Consider the following 26075-nt stretch of genomic DNA (forward strand, 5'->3'; position numbering starts at 1 on the left):
CACCCGAGGGCGCCGTTTCCTTGACGGAAACGGCGCCCTCGTCGTCGTACAGGAGGGGCACACTCCGATGACAACGTCGTCATAAACGAGCTGATCAAGCCCCTTGTGCGAGGCGGGTTCAACCTCCGTTGCCCTGCGGTATGGTCTGCCGACCCTTGGTACGGCAGATCGAGGAGCGAGCGCGTGTTCAACCGGAAGCGACGCCTGCGTCAGATGGCGGCCATCGCGTCCATATCGTCCCTGGTGACGGGATGCGGTGTCCTGTCGTCGGACTCCTCCGACAGCAAGGGGCCGATCACGGTCGGCACCACCAGTGCGCCCAGCACACTGGACCCCGCCGCCTCCTGGGACCAGTCCTGGGAGTTGTTCCGCAACATTTACCAAACGCTCCTCAGCTACCCCTCGGGGGCGACGACTCCACAGCCCGACGCGGCGGACAACTGCCGCTTCGCGGACAGTTCGAACAGAACGTACAGATGCCAGCTGCGTTCCGGACTGAAGTTCTCCGACGGACACACGCTGAACGCCGCGGCGGTCAAGTACTCGATCGACCGCATCAGGAAGATCAACCTCAACGGCGGCCCCGCGGGCCTGCTCGGCAGCCTCGACCGGGTCCAGGTGCTCGGCGACAACGAGGTCGTCTTCCACCTCAACAAGCCGGACGCCACCTTCCCGTTCGTCCTCGCCACACCCGCCATGTCGATCGTCGACCCGGAGGAGTACCCGGCCTCCTCCCTGCGCAAGGACGACAAGGTCTACGGCTCCGGGCCGTACACCCTGCGGTCCTACGAGGACGGCAAGCGGGCCGAACTCGCAAAGAACGACAGCTACAAGGGCGCCGCCGACCGCAGGAACGACGCGGTGACCATCCGGTACTACCGAGAGTCGGCCCCCATGGTCGCCGACCTGAAGAAGGGCAGCCTCGACGTCGCCTTCCGGGGCCTCGACGCCGACGACATCGTCGACCTGCAGAAGCACAACACGGACGGCAGCCTGCAGCTCATCGAGGGCGCCGGCATCGAGATCAACTACCTGGTGTTCAACCCGAAGGACCCCTGGGCCGGGAAGGCCGCGGTGCGCAAGGCGGTCGCCCAGGTCGTCGACCGCGGCGCCATCGCGCACAAGGTCTACAAGGACACCGTCGAGCCGCTGTACTCGATGGTCCCCAAGGGCCTGACCGGTCACACGACCGACTTCTTCGACGACTTCGGCAGCCCCAGCGCGGCCAAGGCACGCAAGATCCTCACCGACGCCGGCATCACCCAGCGCGTCCCGCTCACCCTCTGGTACACCAGCGACCGCTACGGCTCCCAGACCAAGCCGGAGTTCGCCGAGATCAAGCGCCAGCTGGAGGACTCCGGCCTGTTCACGGTCACCCTCAAGAGCCGTCCCTGGAAGACGTACGTCACGGGCTACCAGAAGGGCGAGTACCCGGTGTTCGGGCGCGGCTGGTTCCCCGACTTCCCGGACCCCGACAACTTCATCGCGCCCTTCGTGGGCAAGCAGAACGCGCTCGGCACGCCCTACCCGGCGCCCGAGATCACCGGCGTGCTGCTGCCCCGCTCGCGCAGTGTCAGCGACCGCGCCAACGTCGTCTCGGACTTCGAGCAGGCCCAGCAGATCCTCGTCCGCGACGCCCGCCTGCTGCCGCTGTGGCAGGGCAAGCAGTTCGTGGCCGCCAGCGACGACATCTCCGGCGCGGAGCAGGCGCTGGACCCGTCGACGATCATGATGATGGGGGAGCTGTCCCGCAAGACCAGCTGGTAGCGGGCGCGGTTCGGGGAGCGGAGGACCGTTGTCAGTGGTCGCCTGTAGGTTCTGAGACCTGGAAGTGACCGCACACCGTTCACCGCACATCGTGAGGAAGTTGACGTGACCGACATCGCCATGCTGCCCGAGTCCTGGCGCGGGGTTCTGGGCGACGAGCTGCAGCAGCCCTACTTCAAGGAGCTGACGGAGTTCGTCGAGGAGGAGCGGGCGAAGGGTCCCGTCTACCCGCCGCGCGAGGAGGTCTTCGCCGCGCTGGACGCCACCCCGTACGACAAGGTGAAGGTCCTGATCCTCGGTCAGGACCCCTACCATGGCGAGGGCCAGGGACACGGCCTGTGCTTCTCGGTGCGTCCCGGCGTGAAGATCCCGCCCTCCCTGCGCAACATCTACAAGGAGATGCACGCGGAGCTCGGCACCCCCGTCCCGGACAACGGCTATCTGATGCCGTGGGCCCAGCAGGGCGTCCTGCTGCTGAACGCGGTGCTCACGGTCCGCTCAGGCGAGGCCAACTCCCACAAGGGCAAGGGCTGGGAGAAGTTCACCGACGCGGTGATCCGCGCGGTCACCGAGCGGCCCGACCCGGCGGTCTTCGTGCTGTGGGGCAACTACGCGCAGAAGAAGCTCCCGCTGATCGACGAGTCCCGGCACGTCGTGGTCAAGGGCGCGCACCCCTCGCCGCTGTCGGCGAAGAAGTTCTTCGGCTCCCGTCCGTTCACGCAGATCAACGAGGCGGTGGCGCGGCAGGGCCACGAGCCGATCGACTGGACGGTCCCGAACCTGGGCTGAGCCGCCGCCGGGCCGGTTCCGCGGGGGACCGGCCCGGTGCCGCCTGACCGGGAATGCCGGTCGCTGCGGTTAGCGTCGGTGAGCAGTAGCCGACGAGTGGGCGGAGTACGCGGTGGCCAAGGGACAGGAGCAGACGGCGCCGGACGCCGTGCTGACACGCATCGGACAGGTCGTCATCCTGCACCACGCCGGAGACCGCGAGGAGGCCCGGCACCGCTTCCTCGAACTGTGGGCCGAGATCGGCACGGACGGCGACCCGCTGCACCGCTGCACCCTGGCCCACTACATGGCCGACGCCCAGGACGACCCGTCCGACGAGCTGGCCTGGGACCTGAGGGCGCTGACGGCCGCGGAGGAGCTGGCCGGGGCGCGCTCCGCCGAGCACGTGAGCGCCCCCGCGGTACGGGCGCTGTACCCCTCCCTGCACCTGAACCTGGCCGCCGACTACCTGAAGCTCGGCCGCGACGGCGCCGCCCGCACCCATCTGCGCCGAGCCCGGACCGCCGCCGGGACCCTCGGCGACGACCGGTACGGCGAGGGGGTACGGGCGGCCATCAGCCGGCTGGAGTCCAGCCTGGGGGAGCGGGGCACCGACGGGGACGGGCGATGGGGGCCGCCGAGACAGCGGCCCTGACGGGGCGGGTGGCTCAACGCCCGTACGCCTGCTTGCAGATGACCGACTCCGGGCTGTCCGCGTGCCAGCCCCCGTACTGCCGGCCCAGCGCGCACAGGTCCTTCGTGTTCTTCGGCACCGAGTTGCCCGCGCCCGGGACCTCCACGCGCGGCTGCTGCTGGTGGTGGTGCCGGTGCTTCGGCTGTGGTGCCCGGGGGTGCGGCCGCGGACGTGAGCGGGGCGCCGACGGCTTCCCGGCCGGTGCCGGCGCCTTCGCCGCCGGTCCGTGGTGCTGCGGTGTCCTTGGCTCCGGCCGCCGGGACGGGCCGATCATCTCCAGCGCCTCCTTGGCCGGTGCCTGCACGGTCTGCGGCTCGCGCTCACCGTCCGGGCGTGGTGCCGACGGCTGGGACGGCGCCGTCGGCGGCGGGCCGGAGAGGGGCGGGCGCTGGACCGTCACACAGCCGGTGAGGGCCGCTACAGCGACGGTGACCAGGAGCGTTGCGGTGGTCGTCGTTCGATGCACCCGCTCAACGATGGCCCCTCCGCCCGCCCCGCGGAACAGCGGACGGGCGGAGGATGCCCCGCACGGGTGATCTCCGGCCCCTTACGGACGGCGCGGGAGCGGCCGGGCTGACGTCAGTCGCCGGTGGCGCCGTCGATCCGCTCGCGGAGCAGGTCGGCGTGGCCGTTGTGGCGGGCGTACTCCTCGATCATGTGGGTGTAGATCCAGCGCAGGTTGAACTGCTCGCCGGTGCGCCGGTGCCGCCCCTTGGAGAGGTCGTCCAGGCCGAAGTCGGCCGCGATGGTGCGCGCCGCCTCGATCTCGGCCTGCCAGGTGTCCCGCGCCTGCGCCCAGGTGTCCGCCTCGGTCAGGTGGAACTCGCCGTCGAGGTCCTCGTCGGTGAAGTGGATCGGCCCCGCGTCCTCGTCCGCGAGGACCCGGCGGAACCAGCCGCGCTCCACGTCCGCCATGTGCCGTACCAGCCCCATCAGGGACAGCGTGGACGGCTCCACGGACGCGGTCCTCAGCTGGGCGTCGGTCAGGCCCTCGCACTTCCAGGCCAAGGTCTGCCGGTGGTACTCGAGCCAGCCCTCCAGCATGGTGCGTTCGTCGGCGGTGGTCGATGGTTCACGGCGTTCGGTCGTCATAGGGGCATCCTCGTCCAACCCGTCGGCCGCGACCACGGGTTATTGCCCGGCCCGGTGGCCCGTCATCGGACGCCCAGCATGCCGTCCAGCAGTTCCCGCAGCCCCGCCCGCACCTGCCGCAGGCTCGGCGCCTCGGCGTTGAACGACCCCGCCACGCAGGAGAACATCAGCCCGTCCGCCCAGGCCGCCAGCGACAGCGCGTGCCGGGCCGGGTCCGTCGAACCCAGGTCCGTCACCAGTGCCGTGAGCAGGTCGCGGAAGCGGGCGCCGGCCGCGTCGAAATGGACGCGCAGTTCGGGGCGGCGGGTGGCCTCCAGGGCGAGTTCGTAGCGAGCGAGGGTGAGCTCGCGGTTGCGGGTCAGGGCCCGGTGCGTGGCGAGGGCGAGGGCGTCGGCCGTCGCGGCCGCCCCGGCCCGGGGATCCGGCAGTTCGTGCAACGCCAGCACCCGCGCCTCCCGGTCGGCCAGCCGCCGCACCGTGAGCTCCAGCAGAGCCTGCCGGGTCCGGGCGACATTGGACGTGGACCCCTGGGGGAGCCCGGCCGCCTCGTCGACCGCCCGGTGGGTGAGGCCGCGCATCCCGCGTTCGGCGAGCAGGGCGAGAGCGGCGTCGGCGACGAGGTCGGCGCGGGAGGCGGTGCGTTCGGACATGGAGCTCAACCTACCCGGGTCACTACGCCTGTAGTACATTCGAGGCAAGGCGTCACTACATCTGTAGTGAGCAGAGACCGGCGTCAGGAGGAGTCATGGCTCTGCCGGAACGAGCCGTCGTCATCGGCGGCGGCATAGGCGGCCTGACCGCGGCGGCCGCACTGCACCGGCGCGGCATGGAGGTCACCGTGCTGGAGCGGGCCGGCTCACTGGAACCGGTCGGCGCCGCCATCTCGCTCGCCCCCAACGCCCTGCGCGCCCTGGACGTCATCGGCCTGGGCGACGAGATCCGCGAACTCGCCGCCTGGCAGGGCGACGGCGGACTGCGCGCCCCGGCCGGCCGCTGGCTCTCCCGCACCAGCGCGGAGGCCGCCGCGCAGCGCTTCGGCGGCCCCCTTGTGCTGCTGCACCGGGCCACGCTGGTCAACAGCCTGGCCGCGAGGCTCCCGCCGGGCACCGTCCGCACGGCCGCCACCGCGACCCTCGCCGATCCGGGCGACGCCGACCGCCCGGCCCGGGTGCGCACACCCGACGGCGAGCTGGTGGCCGACCTGGTCGTCGCGGCGGACGGCATCCACTCCGCCGTACGCGGGCGACTCTTCCCGGAGCACCCCGGTCCCGTCTTCTCCGGCTTCACCACCTGGCGGATGGTCGTACCGGTCCCCGGCGTCGAGTTCGCCTCCCACGAGACCTGGGGAAGGGGGTGCCTCTGGGGCACGCACCCGCTCAAGGACGGCCGGGTGTACGCCTACGCCGCGGCCGTCTCCCCGGCAGGTGAGCGGGCGCCCGACGAGCGGGCCGAACTGCTGCGGCGCTTCGGCGACTGGCACGACCCGATCCCCGCCGTCATCGCCGCCACCCGCCCCGAGGACGTCCTGCGCCATGACGTCCACCACCTCGCCACACCGCTGCCCGCCTTCCACCGCGGCCGGGTCGCCCTGCTCGGCGACGCCGCGCACCCCATGCCACCGACGCTCGGCCAGGGCGGCAACCAGGCCATCGAGGACGCCATCGTGCTGGCGCACCACGCCGACGCGCTCGCCGCGTACACGGTGGCCCGCCTTCCCCGTACGACGGCCATCACCCGGCAGGCGGTCCGGGCGGCCCGCTTCAGCATGGCGACCGGCCGCGCCCGGACGGCCGCCCGTGACACCGCCATCGCCGCACTCTCGCGAGCCGTACCCGGCCTCCTGCTGCGGGGCTTCGCCTCGATCGCCGACTGGCGGCCGCCGCGCCCGCCGTATGCTTCCGGCAGGACCACGGCAGGCAACCGTTAGAGGAGCACACCCCGTGAAGGTCGGCTGCATCGGACTCGGCGACATCGCGCAGAAGGCCTATCTTCCGGTGCTCGGCGCCCTGGCCGGGGTCGAGCTGCACCTTCAGACCCGTACCCCCGCCACGCTCGACCGGGTGGCCGACAGCCTCCACCTTCCGGCCGACCGCCGCCACCGCGACCTCGACTCCCTCCTCGCGCAGAACCTCGACGCCGCCTTCGTGCACGCGCCCACGCTCGCGCACCCCGAGATCGTCACGCGGCTGCTCCAGGCGGGCGTGCCGACCTACGTCGACAAGCCTCTCGCCTACGAACTCGCCGACTCCGAACGGCTGGTGGCGCTCGCCGAGGAGCGCGGTGTGTCCCTCGCCGTCGGCTTCAACCGGCGCTTCGCCCCCGGGTACGCGCAGTGCGCCGACCACCCGCGGGAACTGATCCTCATGCAGAAGAACCGGATCGGACTGCCGGAGGAGCCCCGGTCGATGATCCTCGACGACTTCATCCACGTCGTCGACACCCTGCGGTTCCTGGTGCCTGGGCCCGTCGACGACGTGACGGTACGCGCGCGTGTGGAGGACGGGCTCCTGCACCACGTCGTGCTGCAGCTGGCCGGGGACGGCTTCACCGCGCTCGGCGTGATGAACCGGCTCAGCGGCTCGGCGGAGGAGATCCTGGAGGTGTCCGGCCAGGACACCAAGCGTCAGGTGGTCAACCTCGCCGAGATAATCGACCACAAGGGGCAGCCGACGGTGCGGCGGCGCGGGGACTGGGTGCCGGTGGCCCGCCAGCGCGGCATCGAGCAGGCCGCCCTGGCCTTCCTCGACGCGGTACGCGCGGGCAAGGTGCTCAGCGCCCGGGACGCACTGGCGACTCACGAACTGTGCGAGCGGGTGGTACGTGCGGTTGAGGACCAGGGCGCCTGAGGCGGATCCCCCGCATACCCTCCGTCGCGCACCACACGGCGAGGATCAGGATCGCGCCGTGCACCGGCCAGTCGCCGTAGCGGACGTACGGAGTGATCCCGTGGGCCAGCGGAATCTCGAACACCGCCGATGAGCTGCGGTCCGTGCCCACCCACGAGCCGATCCGCTGCCCGCTCGGCCCGTAGACGGCCGACACGCCGGTCAGCGTCGCGTGCACCATGGGGCGGCCGGTCTCGGCGGCGCGCAGGGCGGCCAGCGAGGCGTGCTGCTCGGGCGCCCAGCTCTGCTGGAACGACGACGTCGCCGACTGCGCGACCAGCAACTCGGCGCCGTCCTGGGCGAGGTGACGGCTCATGTCGGGGAACGCCGACTCGAAGCAGACCATGGGGCCGGCGCGCAGCCCGTGTCCGACGTTCATCACGACCTGTTCGCTGCCGCGCCTGCGGTCCTCGCCGGCCGCCTTGCCGACCGAGGTGACCCAGCCGAGCAGCGACCGGGCCGGTATGTACTCGCCGAACGGCACCAGCCGCATCTTGTCGTAGCGGTCGCCGGTGAGGCCGCCCGGGCCCACGAGGACCGAGCTCTTGTAGATGCCCGGCCTGTCGGAGCGCCGGGCGTCGACGTTGACGAGGATGTCGGCCTTCGTCTCGCGGGACAGCGCGGCGATGCGCCGGGCGAGGTCGGGCCGGTGGCCGAGGTCGTAGCCGACGCTGCTCTCGCCCCAGACGATGAGATCGAGGCCCCGTCCGGCGAGTTCGCGGGTCAGCCGCTCCTCGCGGTCGAAACGCCGGTCCGGGCCGTCGATGACACCGGGCTGCACCACGGCGACCCGCACCCGGCCGTCGACGTCCGGGCGGGGCGACCACACCCAGGCCGCGGAGGTCGCCGCGGCCGTCGCGACGATCCCGGCGACGGCCGGCACCCGCGTCTCACGCACCGACAGCAGCACGGCGACGGCCACGTTGACGGCCACCACCAGGAAGCTCAGCAGCCACACCCCGCCGACCGAGGCGAGCCGCAACGCCGGCCCCACCTGCCACTGGCTGGAGCCCAGCACCCCCCAGGGCCCGCCCAGCCCCTGCCAGGAGCGCACCAGCTCCACCATCAGCCAGGCCGACGGCACGACGAGCAGGCCGGCCAGGACCCGCCCCGGCCCGGGCACCCCGCCCAGGAAGCGGCGTACCAGCCAGCCCCACGGCACCCACAACGCGCCCAGCAGCGCCGCCAGGACGAAGATGAAGACGTTCAGGCTCGGCAGCAGCCAGTGGTGCACCGCCACCATGTAGCCGAACCCGCCGCACCAGCCGTCGTACGCCGCCCGTTTCCCGGTCGGCGCGGAGCGGACCAGCACGATCCACGGGACGAGGGCGACGTACGCGAACCACCACAACGACGGCGCGGGGAAAGCGAACACGGGCAGAGCGCCGGCCAGCGCGGCGACGGCCGAGCGGCGCCACGGAGAGGCGAGCCAAGGACCCAAGGTCTTCATACGGCCCCTCTCTACCCAGCTCTGGCTCCAGTGTGCGTGTTTTCGGTGATCCGGGACAGAGCTGCCGCGGTCATTCGGCCACGGCCGCGGGCCGCGGCCCCGGCAGCCGCCGCCACTTCTCCTCGACGACGACCTCTGTCAGCCGCCAGCCGTCGTGCGTGCGCAGCAGGGCGAAGGCGTAGCGCCCGCCGCACACGAAGTCGGGCACGGAGCCGTCCGGATCGAGCCGCATCGGGTTGACGTAGTCGGCCCGCACCCGGGCCGTGTCGCCGGTGTCCTGCTCCAGGGTCCCGAACCGTACCCGGCGGTTGACGATCAGATGCTGCCGCATCGGGAAGAGCAGCATGCTCTCGGCGAGCCAGGCTGCGACGCTCCCCGCGTCGCCCTCGATGCCGCCCGCCGAGCGGTAGTCGGCGCGCCCGTCCGGCGCGAACAGCCCCCGGTACGCCTCCCAGTCGCCGTCGTCCACCGCCGTCGCGTAGTCGGTGACCACCTCGTCGACGGCCAGCCGGTCCAATACGGTCGCGAGCTCCACACGCTGCGTCATCGGCTCAGTGTTGGGCATGAGGCGGGCCGGGCCAAGGGGCGTGGCACCACAATCGACGCTCCCCACTCCCCGGTCCGCGCGGGTCGCAGTGGCGCCGGGGGTGGCCTCGGCCGAACCACCCCTCAACTCCCTTGCCCCGCATACCGATTCCGGCGTGATGCCGGCGCGGGCCCTTCCTATACTGACCGAATGATCACCGTCCCGCTCAGCGCGCTCGAGGTGGCCATGGTCCAGTCGGGCGCCCCGGCCGTCGACACGCTGCGCGACACCACCGAGTTCGCCCGGCGCCTGGAAGGCCTCGGTTACGAGCGGCTCTGGTACGCGGAACACCACCACTCCCCGGCCATCGGGGCGTTCCCGCCGGTCGTCCTGACTGCCCACGCAGCCGCCCTGACCTCGTCACTCAGGCTCGGTTCCGGAGGGGTGCTCGCGCCGAACCACGCCCCGATCATGCTGGCGGAGCAGTTCGGGACGCTCGCCGCACTGCACCCGGACCGCATCGACCTGGGCATCGGTCGCGGCCCGGGCACCTTCGACGAGCCCACGGCCAGGGCCCTGCGCCGGGGAGCGGCCCCGACCACGGACGCGGAGTACCGCGACGACGTCACGGCGATCCTGCGCCTCCTGGAGGAGGAGGTGGCGCTCGGCCCGCTCCCCGAGCCCTGGCTGCTGTCCTCCAGCACCGCCGGTGCCGCGCTCGCCGCCGAACTGGGACTGCCGATCGCCTTCGCGCATCACATCCGCCCCGACAACACCTCGGCAGCGCTCGGCCACTACCGCGAGCACTTCACCCCGTCCCGCTGGTGCGCAGGGCCGCGCGTGCTGGTCTGCGTGGAGACGGTGTGCGCCGAGACCGACGAGGAGGCCGCGCGGCTGGCGGGCCCGATGGACGTCGTCAAGGCCGGGCTGCTGCAAGGGCGCAGCGAGGTCCCCTTCCCGACGCCGGAGGAGGCGGCGGCCCACGCGTTCACCGAGCAGGAGGAGAAGGCGCTGACGGCCTTCCGTTCCCAGCAGGCGCACGGATCGCCGGCGTCCGTGGTGAAGCGCCTGACGGAAGTGGTGGAGTCGACGGGGGCGGACGAGCTGATGCTGGTGACGCCGGTCTACGCGCTCGCCGACCGGCTGAGGTCGTACGAACTCGTGAAGGAGTACGCCCGGGGGTAGGTTTCCCGGAGGGTTCGCCGCCGTCGTCCCCGCCGACACAGACCGGTGGCCGTCGGGCGGCTAGGGTGATCGATGATCGATCATTCGGCTCCAGTTCGGGAGGTCCCATGAAGCGTCTCGTCACCGTCGTCACCGGGGGCAGCAGGGGAATCGGTGCCGCGACCTGTCTGCGGCTCGCCTCCGAGGGGCATGACGTGGTCGTCGGGTACGTCCGTGACGCCGAGGCCGCCGAGAAGGTGGCGGACGGGGTGCGCGAGGCGGGCGCTCGCGCGGTCGCGGTGCGGGTGGACACCTCCGTGGAGGCCGACGTCGAGCGGCTCTTCGAGACGGCGGAGCGCGAACTGGGGCCGGTGACGGGGCTGGTGAACAACGCGGGCGTGACCGGCCTGCTGGGCCGCCTCGCCGACACGGACACGGCGACCCTGCGCAGGGTTGTCGACGTCAACCTCCTGGGGACACTGCTGTGTTCACGCCGAGCGGCACAACTCATGACGGCACGGGGCGCCGGTGTCATCGTGAACGTGTCGTCGGGCGCGGCCACGCTCGGCAGCCCCGGCGAGTACGTGCACTACGCGGCGACCAAGGCCGCCGTCGACGCGCTCACCCTGGGCCTGGCCAAGGAGCTCGGACCGGACGGCATCCGCGTCAACGCGGTCGCGCCGGGTGCGGTCGACACGGAGATGCACGCGGCGATGGGGGACCCGGACCGGGCCTGGCGTATGGCGGAGGGCATTCCGCTGCGGCGTCCGGGGCGGGCGGAGGAGATCGCGGCGGCCATCGCATGGCTGATGTCGCCGGACGCGTCGTACACGACGGGGGCGGTGCTGCGGGTGGCGGGCGGGCGGTGAGGGGCCGGGGCGTTCGGGCTCCGTCGCGCGGTCGGGCGGGCGCCGGGGTGCCGGCGCCGTCAGGCCGCCTCGATGACGTCGCCTCGGATCGCCTCGGCCCACTCGACCACCAACAGCTCGTACTCCGTGCGCTCCTGGGCCGACAACGAGCCGCCCGCACGCATCCACAGCGCCCGGATCTGCTCGTTCACCTCGGCGGCAGAGCGCACGGAACCAGAGGTCACGGAATCGGGGGACATGGGGACAAGCCTAGGGGCAAGCACTGACAGTGCGCTACCGAACGGCTACTGATCCCGTATGTCTTTGCTCACGGGTTCCTTGATCACACCGCACGTACTGACTCGTGGGTCAGCCGATCCGCGGGGAACCCGGCCCGGCCGGACTACACCTGCTTGGCGCCGCCGTCGACGAAGATCTCGGTGCCGGTGATGAAGCTGGCCTGGTCGGTGGCGAGGAAGAGGGCGAGCGAGGCGACCTCCTCCGGCTGACCCAGGCGGCCCAGGGGCACGATGCCGGCGAGGGTCTTGCGCAGCTGTTCGGCACCTTCCTCGTCCGCGGCGAGGCCGTTGAGACCCGGGGTGGTGATGGGGCCGGGGGAAATGGTGTTGACGCGGATACCGCGCCCGCTGAGTTCGTTGGCCCAGGTGCGGGAGAAGGAGCGGATGGCGGCCTTGGAGGCGCCGTAGACGCCGAAGGCGGGGTCGCCGGAGACGCCCGCGACGGAGCCCGTGAGGATCACCGACGCGCCGTCGACCAGGTGGGGAAGCGCCTTCTGGACGGTGAACACGGTGCCCTTGACGTTGCTGTCGAAGGTGCTGTCGTAGTGCTCCTCGGTGACCTGGTCGAGGGGGGCGAACTCGCCGCCGCCTGCGTTGGCGAACAGGACGTCGATCCGGTGTCCGGCGTCGGCGACGGTCGCGTAGAGCCGATCGAGGTCGGCCAGGTTCGCGCTGTCGGCCTGGACCGGGGTGACGTTGCCGCCGATCAGTTCTGCGGCCTGGTCGAGGGTTTCCTTGCGGCGTCCCGTGATGTAGACGTGGGCGCCTTCCTGCGTGAAGCGACGGGCCGTGGCCAGTCCGATGCCGCTGGTGCCGCCGGTGATGACGACCGTCTTGCCGTCCAGCTGTCCCATGGTGTCTCTCCCGATGTGTGCGCCGACGACCTGCCCGGTCGCCGATTCGTTCAACTTTCAATGACCCTAGAACCAGATAGGTGACGTGTCAACTATAAAGGTGAAGCGTCACCTATCTCGGCGTTCTGCGGTGCTGCGAAGGGGCGAGCGAAGGCGCCACCCCGGTCGGCGGCGTCCGCGTGGGCCGCTGCTTCGCCGGGCGGCGCCTTCAGTGGCCCCGGTACGTGGTTCCGGTCGTCAGCGCCAGCCGAGTTCCGGCGCGACGTGCTTCAGGATGCTGTCGAGGACGTGAACGTTGTACTCGACGCCCAGTTGGTTCGGCACCGTGAGCAACAGGGTGTCGGCGGCCGCGATGGCCTCGTCCTCGGCGAGCTGCTTGACGAGCACGTCCGGCTCGGCGGCGTAGGACCGGCCGAAGATGCTGCGCGTGTTGGCGTCGATGTAGCCGATCTGGTCCTTCGAGTCGCGGTCGCGGCCGAAGTACGCCCGGTCCATGTCGTCGACGAGCGGGAAGATGCTGCGGCTGACCGACACCCTGGGGGTGCGGGTGTGGCCGGCGGCCCGCCATGCCTCGTGGTACGCCTCGATCTGCTTGCGCTGCTGCACGTGGAGCGGCTCGCCGCTCTCGTCGTCCTTGAGAGTCGAGCTCTGCAGGTTCATCCCGAGCCCGGCCGCCCATACGGCGGTGGCGTTCGAACCGGAGCCCCACCAGATGCGGTCCCGCAGGCCCTCGGAGTGCGGTTCGATCCGTAGCAGGCCCGGCGGGTTGGCGAACATCGGCGAGGGGTCGGGCTCCGCGAATCCCTCACCGGTGAGCACCTTGAGCAGTTCCTCGGTGTGCCCGCGAGCCAGGTCGGCGTCGGTCCCGCCCTCCGGCGGGCGATGGCCGAAGTGCCGCCAGCCGTCGATGACCTGCTCCGGTGAGCCGCGGCTCAGGCCGAGCTGGAGCCGGCCGCCCGAGATCAGGTCGGCCGCGCCCGCGTCCTCCGCCATGTACAGGGGGTTCTCGTAGCGCATGTCGATCACACCGGTGCCGATCTCGATCCGGCTGGTGCGCGCGCCGATCGCCGCGAGCAGCGGGAACGGCGAGGCGTGCTGCCTGGCGAAGTGGTGAACCCGAAAGTAGGCACCGTCCGCGCCCAGCTCCTCCGCGGCGACCGCGAGGTCGATCGCCTGCAGCAGCGAGTCCGACGCGGAGCGCGTCCGGGAGTGCGGTGACGGCGTCCAGTGTCCGAACGACAGGAACCCGATCTTTTTCATACCGCTTTCAACAATCGTGGGACGTGTTCATTCCGTCCGTCCCGCGAAGGCGGCGTGGCGGCGACGGGCCGGGCCGGGTGAGGGTCCCGGAGGCACACCTCAGTTGATGTCGATCTTCTCGATGACCGTGTCGGTGATCTCCGCCAGCGACGCGATCTGGCCGGGCGACAGGTGGTCCAGAAAGAGACGCCGGACGTCCTCGACGTGCTTCGGCGCGGCGGCCTCCAGTGCTTCCCGGCCGGCCGGAGTCACCATCATGTACGCCCCGCGTCCGTCGTCGAGGCACTCCTCCCGGGCGACCAGACCGCGCTTCACCATGCGTGAGAGGTGGTGCGACACCCGGCTCTTCTCCCAGCCGAGCACCTTCGCGAGCTCCAGCACGCGCAGTCGGTCGCCGGGCGCGCGGGTCAGTTCGGCGAGCACGGAGTAGTCGGTGGCGGACAGCCCGAACTCGCTCTGCATGGTCCGGCCGGCCTGGTTGACCAGCAGGTCGTGCATGCGCAGCATGCCGCGCCAGGCTCGTTCCTCGACGGGGCTCAGCCAGCGGGGTGCTTCCTCCATGGCCCCACCATAGGAGGTGGTTGAGCTTTCCATCACCTCAGCCTGCCGGAAGGCGCGGCGGGGTGAGGCGGGCGGAGTGCCGTCCGCCGTCGTTCGCCGACTGCGGCTGCGTGGGGGCCGGTCGCGCGGTTTCCCGTGCCCCCTCAGGGGGCGGCACGGCACCGGCGTTCACCGGTGCCGTCCTCCCGGGTCAGCCCGCCGACTCCGCCGCGTGCGGGCTCAGGACGCCCGCCGTCACCAGGCCGATGATCACGATGCCGAGCGCGATGCGGTACCAGACGAACGGCATGAAGCTCTTGGTGGAGATGAACTTCATGAACCACGCGATGACGGCGTACCCGGACGCGAAGGCGATCACCGTCGCGAACAGCGTCGGGCCCCATGCCACGTGGTCGCTCTCCAATGCGTCCTTGGTCTCGAACAGACCGGAGGCCAGCACCGCGGGGATGGCGAGCAGGAAGGAGTAGCGGGCCGCGGCCTCGCGCCTGTAGCCCATGAACAGGCCGCCGCTGATGGTGGCGCCGGAGCGGGAGACGCCCGGGATCAGCGCCGCCGACTGGCACAGGCCGTAGACCAGGCCGTCCTTCACGCCCAGGTTCTCCAGTGTCTTGCGCTGCTTGGGCGCGCGGTGCCGGCCGCCCGTCTCGTCCCGCGCCGCCAGCCGGTCGGCCACGCCGATCACGACGCCGACGACGATCAGCATGGTCGCCGTGATCCGCAGATCGCGGAACGGCCCCTCGATCTGGTCCTTGAACAGCAGCCCGAGCACACCGATCGGTATGGAGCCGACGATCACCAGCCAGCCCGTCTGGGCGTCGTGGTCCTTGCGCATCTCCCTGTTGAACAGCGAGCGCGTCCACGCCGAGATGATCCGGCCGATGTCCCTGCGGAAGTAGATCAGCACCGCGGACTCCGTGCCGATCTGCGTGATCGCCGTGAAGGCCGCGCCCGGGTCCTTCCAGCCGGAGAAGGCCGCCGTCAGCCGCAGGTGCGCGCTGGAGGAGACGGGGAGGAACTCGGTCAGCCCCTGGACGAGTCCGAGGATGAGGGATTCAAACCAAGACATGAAGTTACGGCGTCCAAGTGCTCGTCGAGGCAGGCGCGACGAAGCGTCACGCCGCCGGGCGTGGTGATCACGGGTGTGCAGGGCAGCCTAGCGTCCGACGGCGACGGGACCGTCACAGGGGTTTCACCGCCCCCGCCGGGCCTTGGCTGTCGGGTGGTTGACCTTGTGCGGGGGCGGAGCTTACGTTGCAGGGAGGAGAAAGCGCTTGCTGCTCGTCCTCCTCACAAGGCCGCCGTTCCCGGAGGAGTGCTGATCGCGTCCATGTCCACGTCCGAGCCCCGGTCCGGGACCTCCCCGGCCCCCTCCACGCCTCTCGCCGGACGCCGCATCCGGGCCGCCCTCGTCGGCATCGGCGCCATCGGGCGCGGCTCCCACCTGCCTGCCCTGGCCGAGCTCGCCGAGGAGGGCGAGACGGAGGTCGTGGCCGCCGTTGACATCGATGCCACCGCGGTGGGGGAGTTCTGCGCGGCGAACGGGATCCCGCACGCCTACACCGACCTCGACCGCATGCTGCGCGAGCAGCGTCCGGACCTGGTGAGCATCTGCACCCCGCCCACGCTGCACCGCGACCAGACCGTCGCCGCGCTGCGGGCCGGGGCCTGGGTGTGGTGCGAGAAGCCGCCCGTGCCGACCCTCGCCGACTTCGACGCCGTACAGGCCGAGGAGGGCACGGACGGCGGGCCGTACGCCTCGATCGTCTTCCAGCACCGCTTCGGCTCGGGCTCGAAGCACGTACGCCGGCTGCTGGCCGAGCGGGCCATGGGCCGGCCGCTCGTCGCGCACTGCCAGACCACCTGGTACCGCGACGCCGCCTACTACGCGGTGCCCTGGCGCGGCCGCTGGGCGACCGAGGGCGGCGGGCCCGCCATGGGACACGGCATCCACCAGATGGACCTGCTGCTGGACCTGCTCGGCCCGTGGAGCGAGGTGCGCGCGATGGCCGGGCGCATGGTGCACGACGTGGAGACCGAGGACGTCTCCACCGCCCTGGTCCGCTTCGCGAACGGCGCCATGGCCACGGTCGTCAACAGCGTGCTGAGCCCCGACGAGGTCAGCCGCATCCGCATCGACTGCGAGCGGGCCACCGTCGAGCTCACCCACCTCTACGGCCACTCCAACGCGAACTGGCGCATCACCCCCGCCCCGGACGTGCCGGGCGACGAGGCCGACGCCTGGCGGGACTTCGGCGCGGACGTGCCCAGTTCGCACCTGGAGCAGTTGCGGGAGCTGGTCGTGAGCATGCGCGCGGGGCGGCGTCCGCGCAGCAGCGGGGCCGACGGGCGGACCAGCCTGGAACTCGTCGCCGCGCTGTACAAGTCGGCGTTCACGGACACCACGGTGCGCGCGGGGGAGATCGGGCCCGGCGACCCGTTCTACACGGCGATGCACGGGGACGCCCCCGGCTGGGCACCCGTCCACTCCACCGCTCCCGTCGCCGCCGAGGAGGTCTCCGCATGACGGGCCTGCGCCTCGTCCACGCCCACGGCGACCGGATCACGGTCACCGAACCGGTCACCGGCGTCGAGCTGCTCAGCTACGTGTACGCACCGGAGGCGGCCTGGGAGGCACCCAAGCCGTACATCCATCCCCTGCGCACCCTGGCCGGCGACGTCGTCACCGACTACCGCCCCAACGACCACCGCTGGCACAAGGGGCTGCAGCTGACGGCCTCGCACCTGTCCGGCGCCAACCTGTGGGGCGGCAACTCCTACGTCCACGGCGAGGGCTACCTCGAACTCCCCGAGCGCGTCGGCTCGATGGCGCACGTCGCCTTCGACGAGGTCGCCGTGCGCGACGACCGCGTGGTCATCGCGGAGCGGCTGACCTGGCACCCGAACAACGGCGAGCTGTGGGCCGAGGAGGAGCGCCGGATCGAGATCCACGACGTGGACCGCGAGTCCGGATCCTGGGCGCTGACCTGGTCCAGCGCGGTCACCAACCACCGTGACGAGCCGCTGCGCTTCGGCAGCCCCACCACCGCCGGCCGCGAACTGGCGGGCTACACCGGCCTGTTCTGGCGCGGCCCGCGCGGCTTCAGGGGCGGGCACATCATCGGCCCCGACGCCGAGGGCCCGGGCCTGATGGGGGAGCAGGCGCCCTGGCTCGCCTACTCCGGCGAGCACGACGGCGCCGACGGCCACGCCACCCTGCTGTTCGCGCACGCCCCCGAGAACGATCACGACGGCGCCCACGGCACCCACCCCGCCCACTGGTTCGTACGCAACGAGCCGTTCGCCGCCGTGGCCCCGTCCTGGGCGTTCTACGACGAGCTGGAACTCGCCCCCGGGGACACGCTGGCCCGCCGCTACCGGGTCGTCGTGGCCGACGGTGCCTGGGAGCGGGAGGAGATCGCCAAGTACCTGGAGGCGCACCCGTGGTGAGCGGCGCGGGCTTCACCGGTCTACCGAGCGGCGTCGCCGTCTCGCATCTGGCCGTCTACGACTGGCCCGCCGCCGACGGCGTCCGCGGTGGAACTCCCCATATGCACCTGACGTGTTCGGAGGCGTACGTCGTCACCGGTGGGCGCGGCGCGGTGCAGACCCTCACGACGTCCGGGTACGAGGTAACGCCCCTCGTACCCGGCACGGTCGCCTGGTTCACTCCGGGCACCATCCACCGCCTCGTCAACGAGGAGGACCTGCGCATCACGGTGCTGATGCAGAACAGCGGCCTTCCGGAGGCGGGCGACGCGGTGCTGACGCTGCCGCCGCGGTATCTGGCCGACCCCGGCACGTACGCCGCCGCGACCGCCATCCCGCCGGACGCTCCGGAGGAGGAGCAGGCCAGGGCGGCCCGGGCCCGCCGCGACCTCGCCCTGGAGGGCTACCGCGCGCTGTGCGACGCGGACGGCCCCGAGGCGCTGGCCGCCTTCCACCGCGCCGCCGCGGCACTGGTGCGACCCCGGCTCGCCGAGTGGCGGGAGCGCTGGCGGCGGGGCGCCGATGCGGCCGCGGCCGCCACGGGGGAGCAGCTGGACCGCCTCGAGACGGGCGACGCAGGCCACCTCGCCGAGGCCGCCGTACGGGCGGAACAGCCGTCGGCGCACGGGAAGTTCGGGATGTGCGGGCGGCTGGACGTGTACTCGGGACCCGCCTGACGCCCGCGGGCGGCACGCCGCCGTGAGCCCGACCTTTCTGACGCCTACGGGCGGCATGTCGCCGTGAGCCCGGCCGCCTGAGGCCCAAGGGGCGTCACGCCGCCGTAGGACCCGTCACCGTCCAGCCCTCGGCCTGGGGGTGGGCCGTCAGGTCCTCGTGGTGGACCTGTTCGCCGCAGGCCCGGCAGGTGACCACCGGGACCATCTCGTTGCCGCAGGTGTGCTCGACCACCATGGGCAGGTCGACGCCGCCCCGCAGGTGGCGGTCGCCCCATTCCTTGAGGGTCATCAGGACCGGCTCCAGTTCGAGCCCCGCCGGTGTGGGCCGGTACTCGAAGCGCTGCGGGCGTTCGCTGTAGACGCGCTTGGTCAGGATTCCGGCGTCCACCAGCCGGCGCAGCCGCGTGGCCAGGATGTCGCGCGGGGCGCCGATGTTGCGCACCAGCTGGTCGAACCGGCCGTTGCCCAGGCACACCTCGCGCAGGACGAGCAGGGAGTACTTCTCGCCGACCAGTGCGAGGGCGTCGGCGATGGAGCAGGGGCGCGGGTCTTTGGAGGCGGCCATGGCGCCAGTCTAGGGGAGGGTTTGATTTTCCAACCCACCCGGTTATGGTGAGTTCGGATTTCCTACCGACCGGTAGGCCTGTCGGTCGTCCCCGTCGACCCCGTCGACCCTTTGTCCCGGAGGCCCGCACCATGCGTGACGCAGTCATCGTCGAAGCCGTACGCACCCCGATCGGCAAGGGCAAGCCGAACGGCGCCCTCGCGCACGTCCACCCCGTGGAACTCCTCGCCCACACCCTGCGCACCCTCGTCGAGCGCTCCGGCGTGGACCCGGCGCTGATCGACGACGTCATCGGCGGCACCGTCGACCAGGTCGGCGAGCAGGCCATGAACACCACCCGCTACGCCGTGCTGTCGGCGGGCTTCCCGGACACGGTCCCGGCCACCACCGTCGACCGCCAGTGCGGCTCCTCCCAGCAGGCCGTCCACTTCGCGGCACAGGGCGTGCTCTCCGGGGCGTACGACATGGTCGTCGCCTGCGGGGTCGAGTCCATGAGCCGGGTGCCGATGTGGTCCAACGTCCCGCCCGGCAAGGACCCCTTCGGCCCCGGAGTCGCCGAGCGCTACCCGGAGGGCCTGGTCCCGCAGGGCATCAGCGCCGAACTGATCGCCGCCAAGTGGTCGATCACCCGCGAGCGGATGGACGCCTTCGCCGTCTCCTCGCACCTGAAGGCCGCCGACGCCTGGAACCAGGGCCTGTTCGACGCCGAGGTCGCACCGCTGGAGGGCGTCACCCGAGACGAGTGCGTACGGCCCAACAGCACCACCGAGATCCTCGCCGGCCTCAAACCCGCCTACCACGACCCGAACTTCGCCGAGCGCTTCCCGCAGATCGAGTGGAACGTCACCGCGGGCAACGCCAGCCCGATCAACGACGGCGCCTCCGCCGTCCTCATCACGTCCGGTGAGACCGCGGCGCGCCTCGGCCTGCGCCCGCTCGCCCGGCTGCACAGCTTCGCGGTGACCGGCTCCGACCCGCTGCTCATGCTCACCGGGGTGATCCCGGCGACCGACAAGGTGCTGCGCCGGGCCGGACTGAGTCTCGACGACATCGACCTGTTCGAGGTCAACGAGGCCTTCTCCAGCGTGGTCCTGGCCTGGCAGCAGGAGACCGGCGCCGATCTCGCCAAGGTCAACGTGCACGGCGGGGCGATCGCCCTCGGCCATCCGCTGGGCGCCAGCGGCACCCGGCTGACGACCACCCTCGTGCACGCCATGCGCGCGCGGGGCGCCCGCTACGCCCTGCAGACGATGTGCGAGGCGGGCGGTCTGGCCAACGCGATGATCCTGGAAGCCGCCGTGTAGGGAGCCGTACGGGCGGTCAACGGCCCCGGATGTGATGCCGCTTGCGCCATGCCACCACCGCGCCCACCAGGGCCGGTGCGGCGATGCAGGCCATCGCGATCAGGAAGGCGGGAGACGTCGGCGCCGAGGCGCGGGCGCCCGCGACGACGTACGCGGCGGTGTTCGGGATCGAGCCGAGCGCCGTCGCGACCAGGAAGGGCACCCAGCCCATGCGGGAGACGGCGGCACAGTAGTTCGCCGCCCAGAACGGCACCCCGGGGAAGAGCCGGGCCGCCATCATCGAGCGGAAGCCGTGCCGGCTGAGCTGTCCGTCCGCCGCCTTCAGCAGCCGACCCCGCAGCAGCGGGCGCAGCGCGTCCTGCCCCAGCACCCGGCCCAGGCCGAAGGCGATACCGGCCCCCAGGACCGTGCCCACCAGGGTCGTGCCGATACCCAGTTGGGAGCCGAACAGCGCGCCCCCCGCGAGGTTCAGCAGCGGCCGCGGCACGAACGCCACGGTGCACAGCCCGTACGCCCCGGCGAACACCACGGCTGCCGTGGCCCCGTCGAGCTGCGGCGGCCAGCCGTGCGCGAGCAGTCTCTGCGGCTCGAACAGCAGCACGCACGTGGCGGCGGCGGCCAGCAGGAGGACGAGCAGCGACAGCCGCGACCACGGCGAGAGCAGCACGCGTGCGCTGCGCGCGCCCGGGCCGGGCGGGGCTGAGGCGGGGACGGTGGCGACGGCGAGCTCCGTTGCGGCGGCCCGGGGAGAGGCCGTGGCGGTGCCCCCAGAGCGGGTGGTGGCATCGAGCATCCGGTGACACTAACCGACCGGTGTGTGTGATCGCCGTATGGTTCGTCGCATGGGCGTCACGGACGAGGTCACGATGGATGTGCCGTTCAGCACACTCGCCGACACAGTGCTGGAGCGGCTGACCGCCGTCTACGCCGACGCGGCCGACCCCGCGCGGGCCGCGCCCATGCGCGCGTACATGAAGGACGTGGCCCCCTTCCTGGGCCTCACCACACCCGTGCGCCGCGCGCTGTCCCGCGTGGTCGTGGACGGTCTGCCGCGCCCGGACGAGACCGACTGCGCGGCGATCGCGCTGCGGTGCTGGCGGCTGCCCGAGCGCGAGTACCAGTACTTCGCCGTCGACTGTCTGCGCCGCCACGCGCGCGTGTGCTCCTCGGCCTTCCTCCCCGTCGCCCGCCACCTCGTCGGCACGCGCTCCTGGTGGGACACGGTCGACCTGCTCGCGGCGCACGTCGTGGGCGCCCTGGTGGCGGCCGACCCCGCGCTGACGGCGGACATGGACGCCTGGATCGCCGACGACGACCTGTGGATCGCCCGCACCGCCCTCCTGCACCAGCTGCGCTACAAGGAACGCACCGACGCCCGACGCCTCTTCGCCTACTGCCTGCGCCAGTCCGGCCACCCCGACTTCTTCATCCGCAAGGCCATCGGCTGGGCCCTGCGCGAGTACGCCAGGACCGACCCGGAGGCCGTACGGGACTTCGTGGCGCGGGAGCGCGGACGGTTCGCGCCGCTGACGGTGCGTGAGGCGCTGAAGAACATCGGGACGTAGCCGCGCCGGAGCGCGGCGACGCCCGGGCCCGCGGCGCACCTGGGAAAACCATTCGACGCCGGGCGGCCCGTCGGCGATGATCGATCCCATGTTCCGGCACGCCTTCCTCCTCGCAGCATCCGCAGTCGCGGATGCTCCGAAGGCTGCCGTCCTGATCTCCCCGGCCGCAGCCGACGGCGCCCGAAGCTGACCCTCTCCGGATCGTCCGGCGGACCCCGCAGGGGGAGGGTCGGCGAGTCCTTGGGGTCCCCGCTTTCCTTCGAAGAGGCTTCGAGGTACTCAGCCATGCCCAAGACGGCGTACGTACGCACCAAACCGCATCTGAACATCGGCACGATGGGCCATGTCGACCACGGCAAGACCACCCTGACCGCCGCCATCACCAAGGTCCTGGCCGACCGCGGCAGCGGCACCTTCGTGCCGTTCGACCGCATCGACCGCGCCCCGGAGGAGGCCGCCCGCGGCATCACCATCAACATCGCGCACGTCGAGTACGAGACCGACACCCGGCACTACGCGCACGTCGACATGCCCGGCCACGCCGACTACGTCAAGAACATGGTCACCGGAGCCGCGCAGCTCGACGGCGCCATCCTGGTCGTCTCCGCCCTCGACGGCATCATGCCGCAGACGGCCGAACACGTCCTGCTCGCCCGGCAGGTGGGCGTCGACCACATCGTCGTCGCCCTCAACAAGGCCGACGTGGGCGACGAGGAGCTGACCGACCTCGTGGAGCTGGAGGTCCGCGAACTGCTCACCGCGCACGGCTACGGCGGCGACGCCGTGCCCGTCGTACGGGTCTCGGGGCTGAAGGCCCTGGAGGGCGACCCGCGCTGGACGTCCGCCGTCGAGGCGCTGCTCGACGCGGTGGACACGTACGTGCCCATGCCGGAGCGGTACTTGGACGCGCCGTTCCTGCTGCCGGTCGAGAACGTGCTCACCATCACCGGCCGCGGCACGGTGGTCACGGGCGCGATCGAGCGCGGCACCGTGCGCGTGGGCGACCGGGTCGAAGTGCTCGGCGCCGGTGTCGAGACCGTGGTCACCGGCCTGGAGACCTTCGGCAGGCCCATGGACGAGGCGCAGGCCGGGGACAACGTGGCGCTGCTGCTGCGGGGCGTCCCACGGGACGCCGTGCGGCGCGGGCACGTGGTGGCGGCGCCGGGGAGCGTGGTGCCCGGGCGGCGGTTCTCGGCGCGGGTGTACGTGCTGTCGGCGCGCGAGGGCGGACGTACCACCCCGGTGGCGAGCGGGTACCGGCCGCAGTTCTACATCCGGACCGCGGATGTCGTCGGTGACGTCGACCTCGGTGACGTCGCCGTCGCGCGGCCCGGCGACACGGTCACGATGACCGTCGAGCTCGGGCGCGACACACCGCTGGAGCCCGGCCTCGGGTTCGCGATCCGGGAAGGCGGGCGGACCGTGGGCGCGGGGACCGTGACCACCGTGGAGTGAGGCCGGGGTGTGTGGGGGACCGCGGGGCCGTTGCGGCCGGTCGCGCGGTCCCCCCGCGCCCCTTGGGGGCGTTGCCCGGCCGCACAATGGAGGAGTGACCGAACCCATCCCCGTCAGCAGGGCCACCGACCTCGGTGTCGCCAAGCTCATGCCCGACGTCGACCGCGATCGGGCCTGGCTGCTGACCGTCGACGGGGCGCCGCAGTCCTACGTCGACCTCGACGAGCCGGCGTACCTGGAGTTCGAGTACGCGCAGCGGCTGGGACATGTGCTGGACGTCGTCGACGAGCCGGGGCGGGCGCTGGACGTGGTGCATCTCGGGGGCGGCGCGCTGACCCTGCCCCGGTACCTCGCCGCGACCCGGCCCGGTTCCCGGCAGGACGTCGTCGAGGCCGACCGCGCACTGCTGGAACTGGTCGTGGAGCACCTGCCCCTGCCCGAGGACGCCGGGATCGCGCTGCACGCCGCCGACGCCCGCGTCTGGCTGGAAGCCGCCCCCGACGGGTCCGCCGACGTCGTCGTCGCCGACGTCTTCGGCGGCTCCCGCGTCCCGGCCCACCTCACCTCCGTCGCCTACGCCCGTGAGGCCGGCCGGGTGCTCCGCGACACCGGCGTCTACCTGGCCAACCTCGCCGACGCCGCGCCCTTCGACTTCCTGCGCTCCCAACTCGCCACGTTCGCCACGGTCTTCGAGGAACTCGTGCTGATCGCCGAACCGGCCGTGCTGCGCGGCCGCCGCTTCGGGAACGCGGTGCTGGCCGCCTCCCACCGCCCCCTCGACACACTGGCCCTGGCCCGGCTCTCCGCCTCCGACGCCTTCCCGGCCAGGGTCGAACACGGCCAGGGCGTACGGGACTTCATGCGCGGCGCACGGCCCGTCCGGGACGAGGACGCCGTACCGTCACCCGAGCCCCCCGACGGGGCGTTCGGCATCGGCTGAACCGCTCCCGACGGCCACCTCCTTGGTACGGCGCCGCAGGTTGCGCACGTCCGGCACGGTCAGCACGGCCGCCGTGACCAGCACGACCAGCGCGGAGCAGCCCCACAGCGACGCCGTACGCCCGAAGGCCTCCTCGGCGGGACCGGCCAGCGCGGTGGCGAGCGGCACCAGGGCGACCGAGCCGAACCAGTCGTACGCGGAGATCCGCGAGAGCTTGTCCTCGGGTATCTCCTGGTGCAGGGCGGTCATCCAGGACACCCCGAACACCTCGACGAGCGCGCCGGACAGGAACATCACCGCGCACAGCGCGCCGACGGGGACCGGGACGGCGAGCGCGGCCGACGGCAGGGCCAGCGGGAAGACGCACAGCGTGCCGGCGAGGAGCAGGCGGCGCGGCTTCCAGCGGGTCATCAGCAGCGCACCGGCCACCGTGCCGGCGCCGAAGCAGGCCAGCGCCAGCCCCCACGGTCCCGCGCCGCCCAGGTCGTCCCGGGCGACGAGCGGGCCGTAGACGGCGTCGGCGGCGCCGACCACGGCGTTGGCGATCGAGAACTGCACCACGATGCCCCACAGCCAGGGACGTCCGGAGAATTCCCGCCAGCCCTCGCGCAGATCGGCGAGCATGCCGCCGCCCGCCTCGCGCGGGGGGATGTGGCTCACGTCGAGGAAGGCCCGCAGCGCGCCCGCGACCGCGAAGGCCGCCGCGTCCGCGGCGAGGACCCAGCCCGGCCCGAGGGCGGCGACCATGGCGCCGCCGAGCGCGGCTCCGCCCAGGCCCGCTCCCTGCATCGCCATCCGGAACACGGCGAACGCGCGGCCCGCGTGCTCCCCCTGGACCGACGACATCAGCATGCCCTCGGCCGCCGGGCTGAAGAAGGCCTGGCCGGTGCCGCCCAGCGCGGTCAGCAGCATCATCTGCCACAGCTGCGGCTGCCCGGCGAGGACCAGCGCGGCGAACGCGGCCTGGGACAGGCAGTTGAGGGCGTTGGCCGCGACCATCACGCGATGCCGGGGCAGCCGGTCCGCCACCGCCCCGCCGATCAGCAGGAACACCACCAGGGGCAGTGTGCGGGAGGCCGCCACCAGACCCACGTCACCGCCGTCACCGCCCGCGTCCAGCACGGCGAAGGCGGCGGCGATCAGCGCGCCGTTGCCACCGAGGCTGGTGACGACCGCCGCGGCGGTCAGCAGGCTGTAGTTGCGGTGGGCCGCCGGGGGGCCGGGGGAGTGTGCGGAGGCAGGGGTCACCGGCTGACTATCCCCGCTGGTGGCGCCGCCTGCCAAACCGTTTCCCCGGCGTCCGCGGCCCGGACCTCGCGACCGCGCGGCGGCCGGCTCGGTGTGGCGAACGACCATCGCACGGATCTGGCCACTCGCTGCTACTCATGGGTAACATCCCCGCATGAGCGCAGACCAGATGTCGATCGGCGAGATGCTCGCCGCGACGGTGCCGATGGCCCGGACCCTGAACCTGGAGTTCCTGGAGACCACGCCGGAGAAGGCCGTGGTGGTCCTGCCGGACCAGAGCGAGTACCACAACCACGTCGGCGGACCGCACGCCGGCGCGATGTTCACCCTCGGCGAGACCGCGAGCGGGACGATCGTGCTGGCGGCCTTCGGGCAGCAGCTCTCGCGGGCCGTGCCGCTCGCCGTGAGCGCCGAGATCGCCTACCGGAAGCTGGCGATGGGCCCGGTCACCGCCACCGCGACCCTCGGCCGTCCGGCCGCCGACGTGGTCGCCGAGCTGGACGCCGGGCAGCGCCCGGAGTTCCCCGTGTCGATCGAGCTCAGGCGCGAGGACGGCGCAGTCACCGGCGAGATGACGGTCGTCTGGACGCTGCGTCCCAACGGCTGAGGCGGGAATGGTTCGGCGCGGGGCCCGGGGCGTACGCCGCCCGGGCCCCGCGCCGTGTTG

At 72.2% G+C, this 26075-nt stretch carries 28 protein-coding genes; 15 read left to right on the forward strand and 13 right to left on the reverse strand.

The features are described from left to right. The first annotated feature begins 183 nt into the window (after positions 1-183). The 3 genes from ACIGDI_RS04990 to ACIGDI_RS05000 all read left to right on the forward strand — a co-directional run bounded on the left by ACIGDI_RS04990 (position 184) and on the right by ACIGDI_RS05000 (position 3190). Positions 184-1767 (forward strand): ABC transporter substrate-binding protein, encoded by a 1584-nt coding sequence (locus tag ACIGDI_RS04990; protein WP_399890635.1) that lies wholly within the window; start codon positions 184-186, stop codon positions 1765-1767. Positions 1768-1872: 105 nt separating this feature from the next. Then, the gene (gene ung, locus ACIGDI_RS04995; RefSeq protein WP_399890637.1) at positions 1873-2556 is read left to right on the forward strand and encodes a uracil-DNA glycosylase; all 684 of its coding nucleotides are present in this window, start codon (positions 1873-1875) and stop codon (positions 2554-2556) included. A 112-nt stretch (positions 2557-2668) separates the two neighbouring features. After that, positions 2669-3190, forward strand: a complete 522-nt coding sequence (locus ACIGDI_RS05000; RefSeq protein ID WP_200703196.1) for a hypothetical protein — start codon at positions 2669-2671, stop codon at positions 3188-3190. A gap of 13 nt (positions 3191-3203) precedes the next feature. Here ACIGDI_RS05000 and ACIGDI_RS05005 read toward each other — a convergent pair whose 3' ends face one another. From ACIGDI_RS05005 to ACIGDI_RS05015, 3 genes are all read right to left on the reverse strand, one after another. Further along, on the reverse strand, positions 3204-3695 hold the full coding sequence (locus ACIGDI_RS05005) for a hypothetical protein (protein WP_399890640.1): 492 nt from the start codon (positions 3693-3695) through the stop codon (positions 3204-3206). 113 nt (positions 3696-3808) lie between these two features. Further along, on the reverse strand, positions 3809-4321 hold the full coding sequence (locus ACIGDI_RS05010; RefSeq protein ID WP_399890643.1) for a DinB family protein: 513 nt from the start codon (positions 4319-4321) through the stop codon (positions 3809-3811). 62 nt (positions 4322-4383) lie between these two features. Continuing rightward, entirely contained in the window at positions 4384-4971 is a 588-nt protein-coding gene (locus ACIGDI_RS05015) for a TetR/AcrR family transcriptional regulator (RefSeq protein ID WP_399890646.1), read from the reverse strand. A 95-nt stretch (positions 4972-5066) separates the two neighbouring features. Here ACIGDI_RS05015 and ACIGDI_RS05020 point away from each other — a divergent pair, with 95 nt between their 5' ends. Both ACIGDI_RS05020 and ACIGDI_RS05025 read left to right on the forward strand, forming a co-directional pair. Continuing rightward, positions 5067-6248: an FAD-dependent monooxygenase gene (locus ACIGDI_RS05020; protein ID WP_399890649.1), complete on the forward strand. Its 1182-nt coding sequence runs from the start codon at positions 5067-5069 to the stop codon at positions 6246-6248. 13 nt (positions 6249-6261) lie between these two features. Further along, positions 6262-7167 carry a Gfo/Idh/MocA family protein gene (locus tag ACIGDI_RS05025; RefSeq protein WP_399890652.1) on the forward strand — a complete coding sequence of 302 codons (906 nt, stop codon included), beginning with the start codon at positions 6262-6264 and terminating at the stop codon, positions 7165-7167. Here the strand turns inward: ACIGDI_RS05025 and lnt are convergent. After that, on the reverse strand, positions 7091-8656 hold the full coding sequence (gene lnt / locus ACIGDI_RS05030) for an apolipoprotein N-acyltransferase (protein ID WP_399890655.1): 1566 nt from the start codon (positions 8654-8656) through the stop codon (positions 7091-7093). The genes ACIGDI_RS05025 and lnt overlap by 77 nt on opposite strands. Before the next feature lie 70 nt (positions 8657-8726). Further along, positions 8727-9203, reverse strand: coding sequence for a nuclear transport factor 2 family protein (locus tag ACIGDI_RS05035; RefSeq protein ID WP_399890658.1), 477 nt, complete (start codon positions 9201-9203; stop codon positions 8727-8729). Between the two features lie 189 nt (positions 9204-9392). Between ACIGDI_RS05035 and ACIGDI_RS05040 the strand changes: the two genes are divergently transcribed. Continuing rightward, complete coding sequence (locus ACIGDI_RS05040) at positions 9393-10367, forward strand: LLM class flavin-dependent oxidoreductase (RefSeq protein ID WP_399890661.1); 975 nt, start codon at positions 9393-9395, stop codon at positions 10365-10367. Positions 10368-10474: 107 nt separating this feature from the next. Next, positions 10475-11215: an SDR family NAD(P)-dependent oxidoreductase gene (locus ACIGDI_RS05045; protein WP_200703203.1), complete on the forward strand. Its 741-nt coding sequence runs from the start codon at positions 10475-10477 to the stop codon at positions 11213-11215. Positions 11216-11274: 59 nt separating this feature from the next. On the opposite strand, the gene ACIGDI_RS05050 is transcribed toward ACIGDI_RS05045, so the two are convergent. From ACIGDI_RS05050 to ACIGDI_RS05070, 5 genes are all read right to left on the reverse strand, one after another. Beyond that, positions 11275-11454, reverse strand: coding sequence for a hypothetical protein (locus ACIGDI_RS05050; protein ID WP_200703204.1), 180 nt, complete (start codon positions 11452-11454; stop codon positions 11275-11277). Between the two features lie 143 nt (positions 11455-11597). Next, the gene (locus ACIGDI_RS05055) at positions 11598-12347 is read right to left on the reverse strand and encodes a glucose 1-dehydrogenase (protein WP_399890665.1); all 750 of its coding nucleotides are present in this window, start codon (positions 12345-12347) and stop codon (positions 11598-11600) included. A 237-nt stretch (positions 12348-12584) separates the two neighbouring features. Continuing rightward, complete coding sequence (locus tag ACIGDI_RS05060; RefSeq protein ID WP_399890668.1) at positions 12585-13607, reverse strand: LLM class flavin-dependent oxidoreductase; 1023 nt, start codon at positions 13605-13607, stop codon at positions 12585-12587. Between the two features lie 99 nt (positions 13608-13706). Next, positions 13707-14168: a MarR family winged helix-turn-helix transcriptional regulator gene (locus ACIGDI_RS05065; protein ID WP_399890671.1), complete on the reverse strand. Its 462-nt coding sequence runs from the start codon at positions 14166-14168 to the stop codon at positions 13707-13709. Positions 14169-14358: 190 nt separating this feature from the next. Beyond that, positions 14359-15234 carry an undecaprenyl-diphosphate phosphatase gene (locus ACIGDI_RS05070; protein ID WP_399890674.1) on the reverse strand — a complete coding sequence of 292 codons (876 nt, stop codon included), beginning with the start codon at positions 15232-15234 and terminating at the stop codon, positions 14359-14361. 261 nt (positions 15235-15495) lie between these two features. Between ACIGDI_RS05070 and ACIGDI_RS05075 the strand changes: the two genes are divergently transcribed. Genes ACIGDI_RS05075 through ACIGDI_RS05085 form a run of 3 tightly spaced genes read left to right on the forward strand, consistent with a single transcriptional unit; the run spans position 15496 to position 18331 of the window. Then, positions 15496-16692: a Gfo/Idh/MocA family protein gene (locus tag ACIGDI_RS05075; RefSeq protein ID WP_399890677.1), complete on the forward strand. Its 1197-nt coding sequence runs from the start codon at positions 15496-15498 to the stop codon at positions 16690-16692. After that, the gene (locus tag ACIGDI_RS05080) at positions 16689-17615 is read left to right on the forward strand and encodes a PmoA family protein (RefSeq protein ID WP_399890680.1); all 927 of its coding nucleotides are present in this window, start codon (positions 16689-16691) and stop codon (positions 17613-17615) included. Before ACIGDI_RS05075 ends, ACIGDI_RS05080 begins: the two co-directional genes overlap by 4 nt. Next, positions 17609-18331: a cupin domain-containing protein gene (locus ACIGDI_RS05085; protein WP_399890683.1), complete on the forward strand. Its 723-nt coding sequence runs from the start codon at positions 17609-17611 to the stop codon at positions 18329-18331. The genes ACIGDI_RS05080 and ACIGDI_RS05085 overlap by 7 nt, the downstream gene beginning before the upstream one ends. A gap of 94 nt (positions 18332-18425) precedes the next feature. On the opposite strand, the gene ACIGDI_RS05090 is transcribed toward ACIGDI_RS05085, so the two are convergent. Next, positions 18426-18896: a winged helix-turn-helix transcriptional regulator gene (locus tag ACIGDI_RS05090; protein ID WP_399890686.1), complete on the reverse strand. Its 471-nt coding sequence runs from the start codon at positions 18894-18896 to the stop codon at positions 18426-18428. 131 nt (positions 18897-19027) lie between these two features. Between ACIGDI_RS05090 and ACIGDI_RS05095 the strand changes: the two genes are divergently transcribed. Next, on the forward strand, positions 19028-20200 hold the full coding sequence (locus tag ACIGDI_RS05095; RefSeq protein WP_399890688.1) for a thiolase family protein: 1173 nt from the start codon (positions 19028-19030) through the stop codon (positions 20198-20200). Between the two features lie 16 nt (positions 20201-20216). On the opposite strand, the gene ACIGDI_RS05100 is transcribed toward ACIGDI_RS05095, so the two are convergent. Beyond that, complete coding sequence (locus ACIGDI_RS05100) at positions 20217-20993, reverse strand: TVP38/TMEM64 family protein (protein ID WP_200698333.1); 777 nt, start codon at positions 20991-20993, stop codon at positions 20217-20219. Positions 20994-21042: 49 nt separating this feature from the next. Between ACIGDI_RS05100 and ACIGDI_RS05105 the strand changes: the two genes are divergently transcribed. The 3 genes from ACIGDI_RS05105 (at position 21043) to ACIGDI_RS05115 (ending at position 24160) form a co-directional block, all read left to right on the forward strand. Beyond that, complete coding sequence (locus tag ACIGDI_RS05105) at positions 21043-21765, forward strand: DNA alkylation repair protein (protein ID WP_399890691.1); 723 nt, start codon at positions 21043-21045, stop codon at positions 21763-21765. Positions 21766-22050: 285 nt separating this feature from the next. Continuing rightward, entirely contained in the window at positions 22051-23220 is a 1170-nt protein-coding gene (tuf, locus tag ACIGDI_RS05110; protein ID WP_399890694.1) for an elongation factor Tu, read from the forward strand. Positions 23221-23314: 94 nt separating this feature from the next. Further along, complete coding sequence (locus ACIGDI_RS05115; protein WP_399890697.1) at positions 23315-24160, forward strand: spermidine synthase; 846 nt, start codon at positions 23315-23317, stop codon at positions 24158-24160. Here the strand turns inward: ACIGDI_RS05115 and ACIGDI_RS05120 are convergent. Next, a complete protein-coding gene (locus tag ACIGDI_RS05120; protein ID WP_399890699.1) occupies positions 24122-25408 on the reverse strand; it encodes an MFS transporter in 1287 nt (428 codons plus the stop codon). The two genes, ACIGDI_RS05115 and ACIGDI_RS05120, sit on opposite strands and share 39 nt — an antisense overlap. A 169-nt stretch (positions 25409-25577) precedes the next feature. Between ACIGDI_RS05120 and ACIGDI_RS05125 the strand changes: the two genes are divergently transcribed. Next, the gene (locus ACIGDI_RS05125) at positions 25578-26015 is read left to right on the forward strand and encodes a DUF4442 domain-containing protein (protein ID WP_399892926.1); all 438 of its coding nucleotides are present in this window, start codon (positions 25578-25580) and stop codon (positions 26013-26015) included. Positions 26016-26075 lie beyond the last annotated feature (60 nt).

The organism is Streptomyces sp. NPDC085900, from assembly GCF_044540925.1.
In the GTDB taxonomy this organism is placed as follows: Bacteria; Actinomycetota; Actinomycetes; order Streptomycetales; family Streptomycetaceae; genus Streptomyces; species Streptomyces gilvifuscus.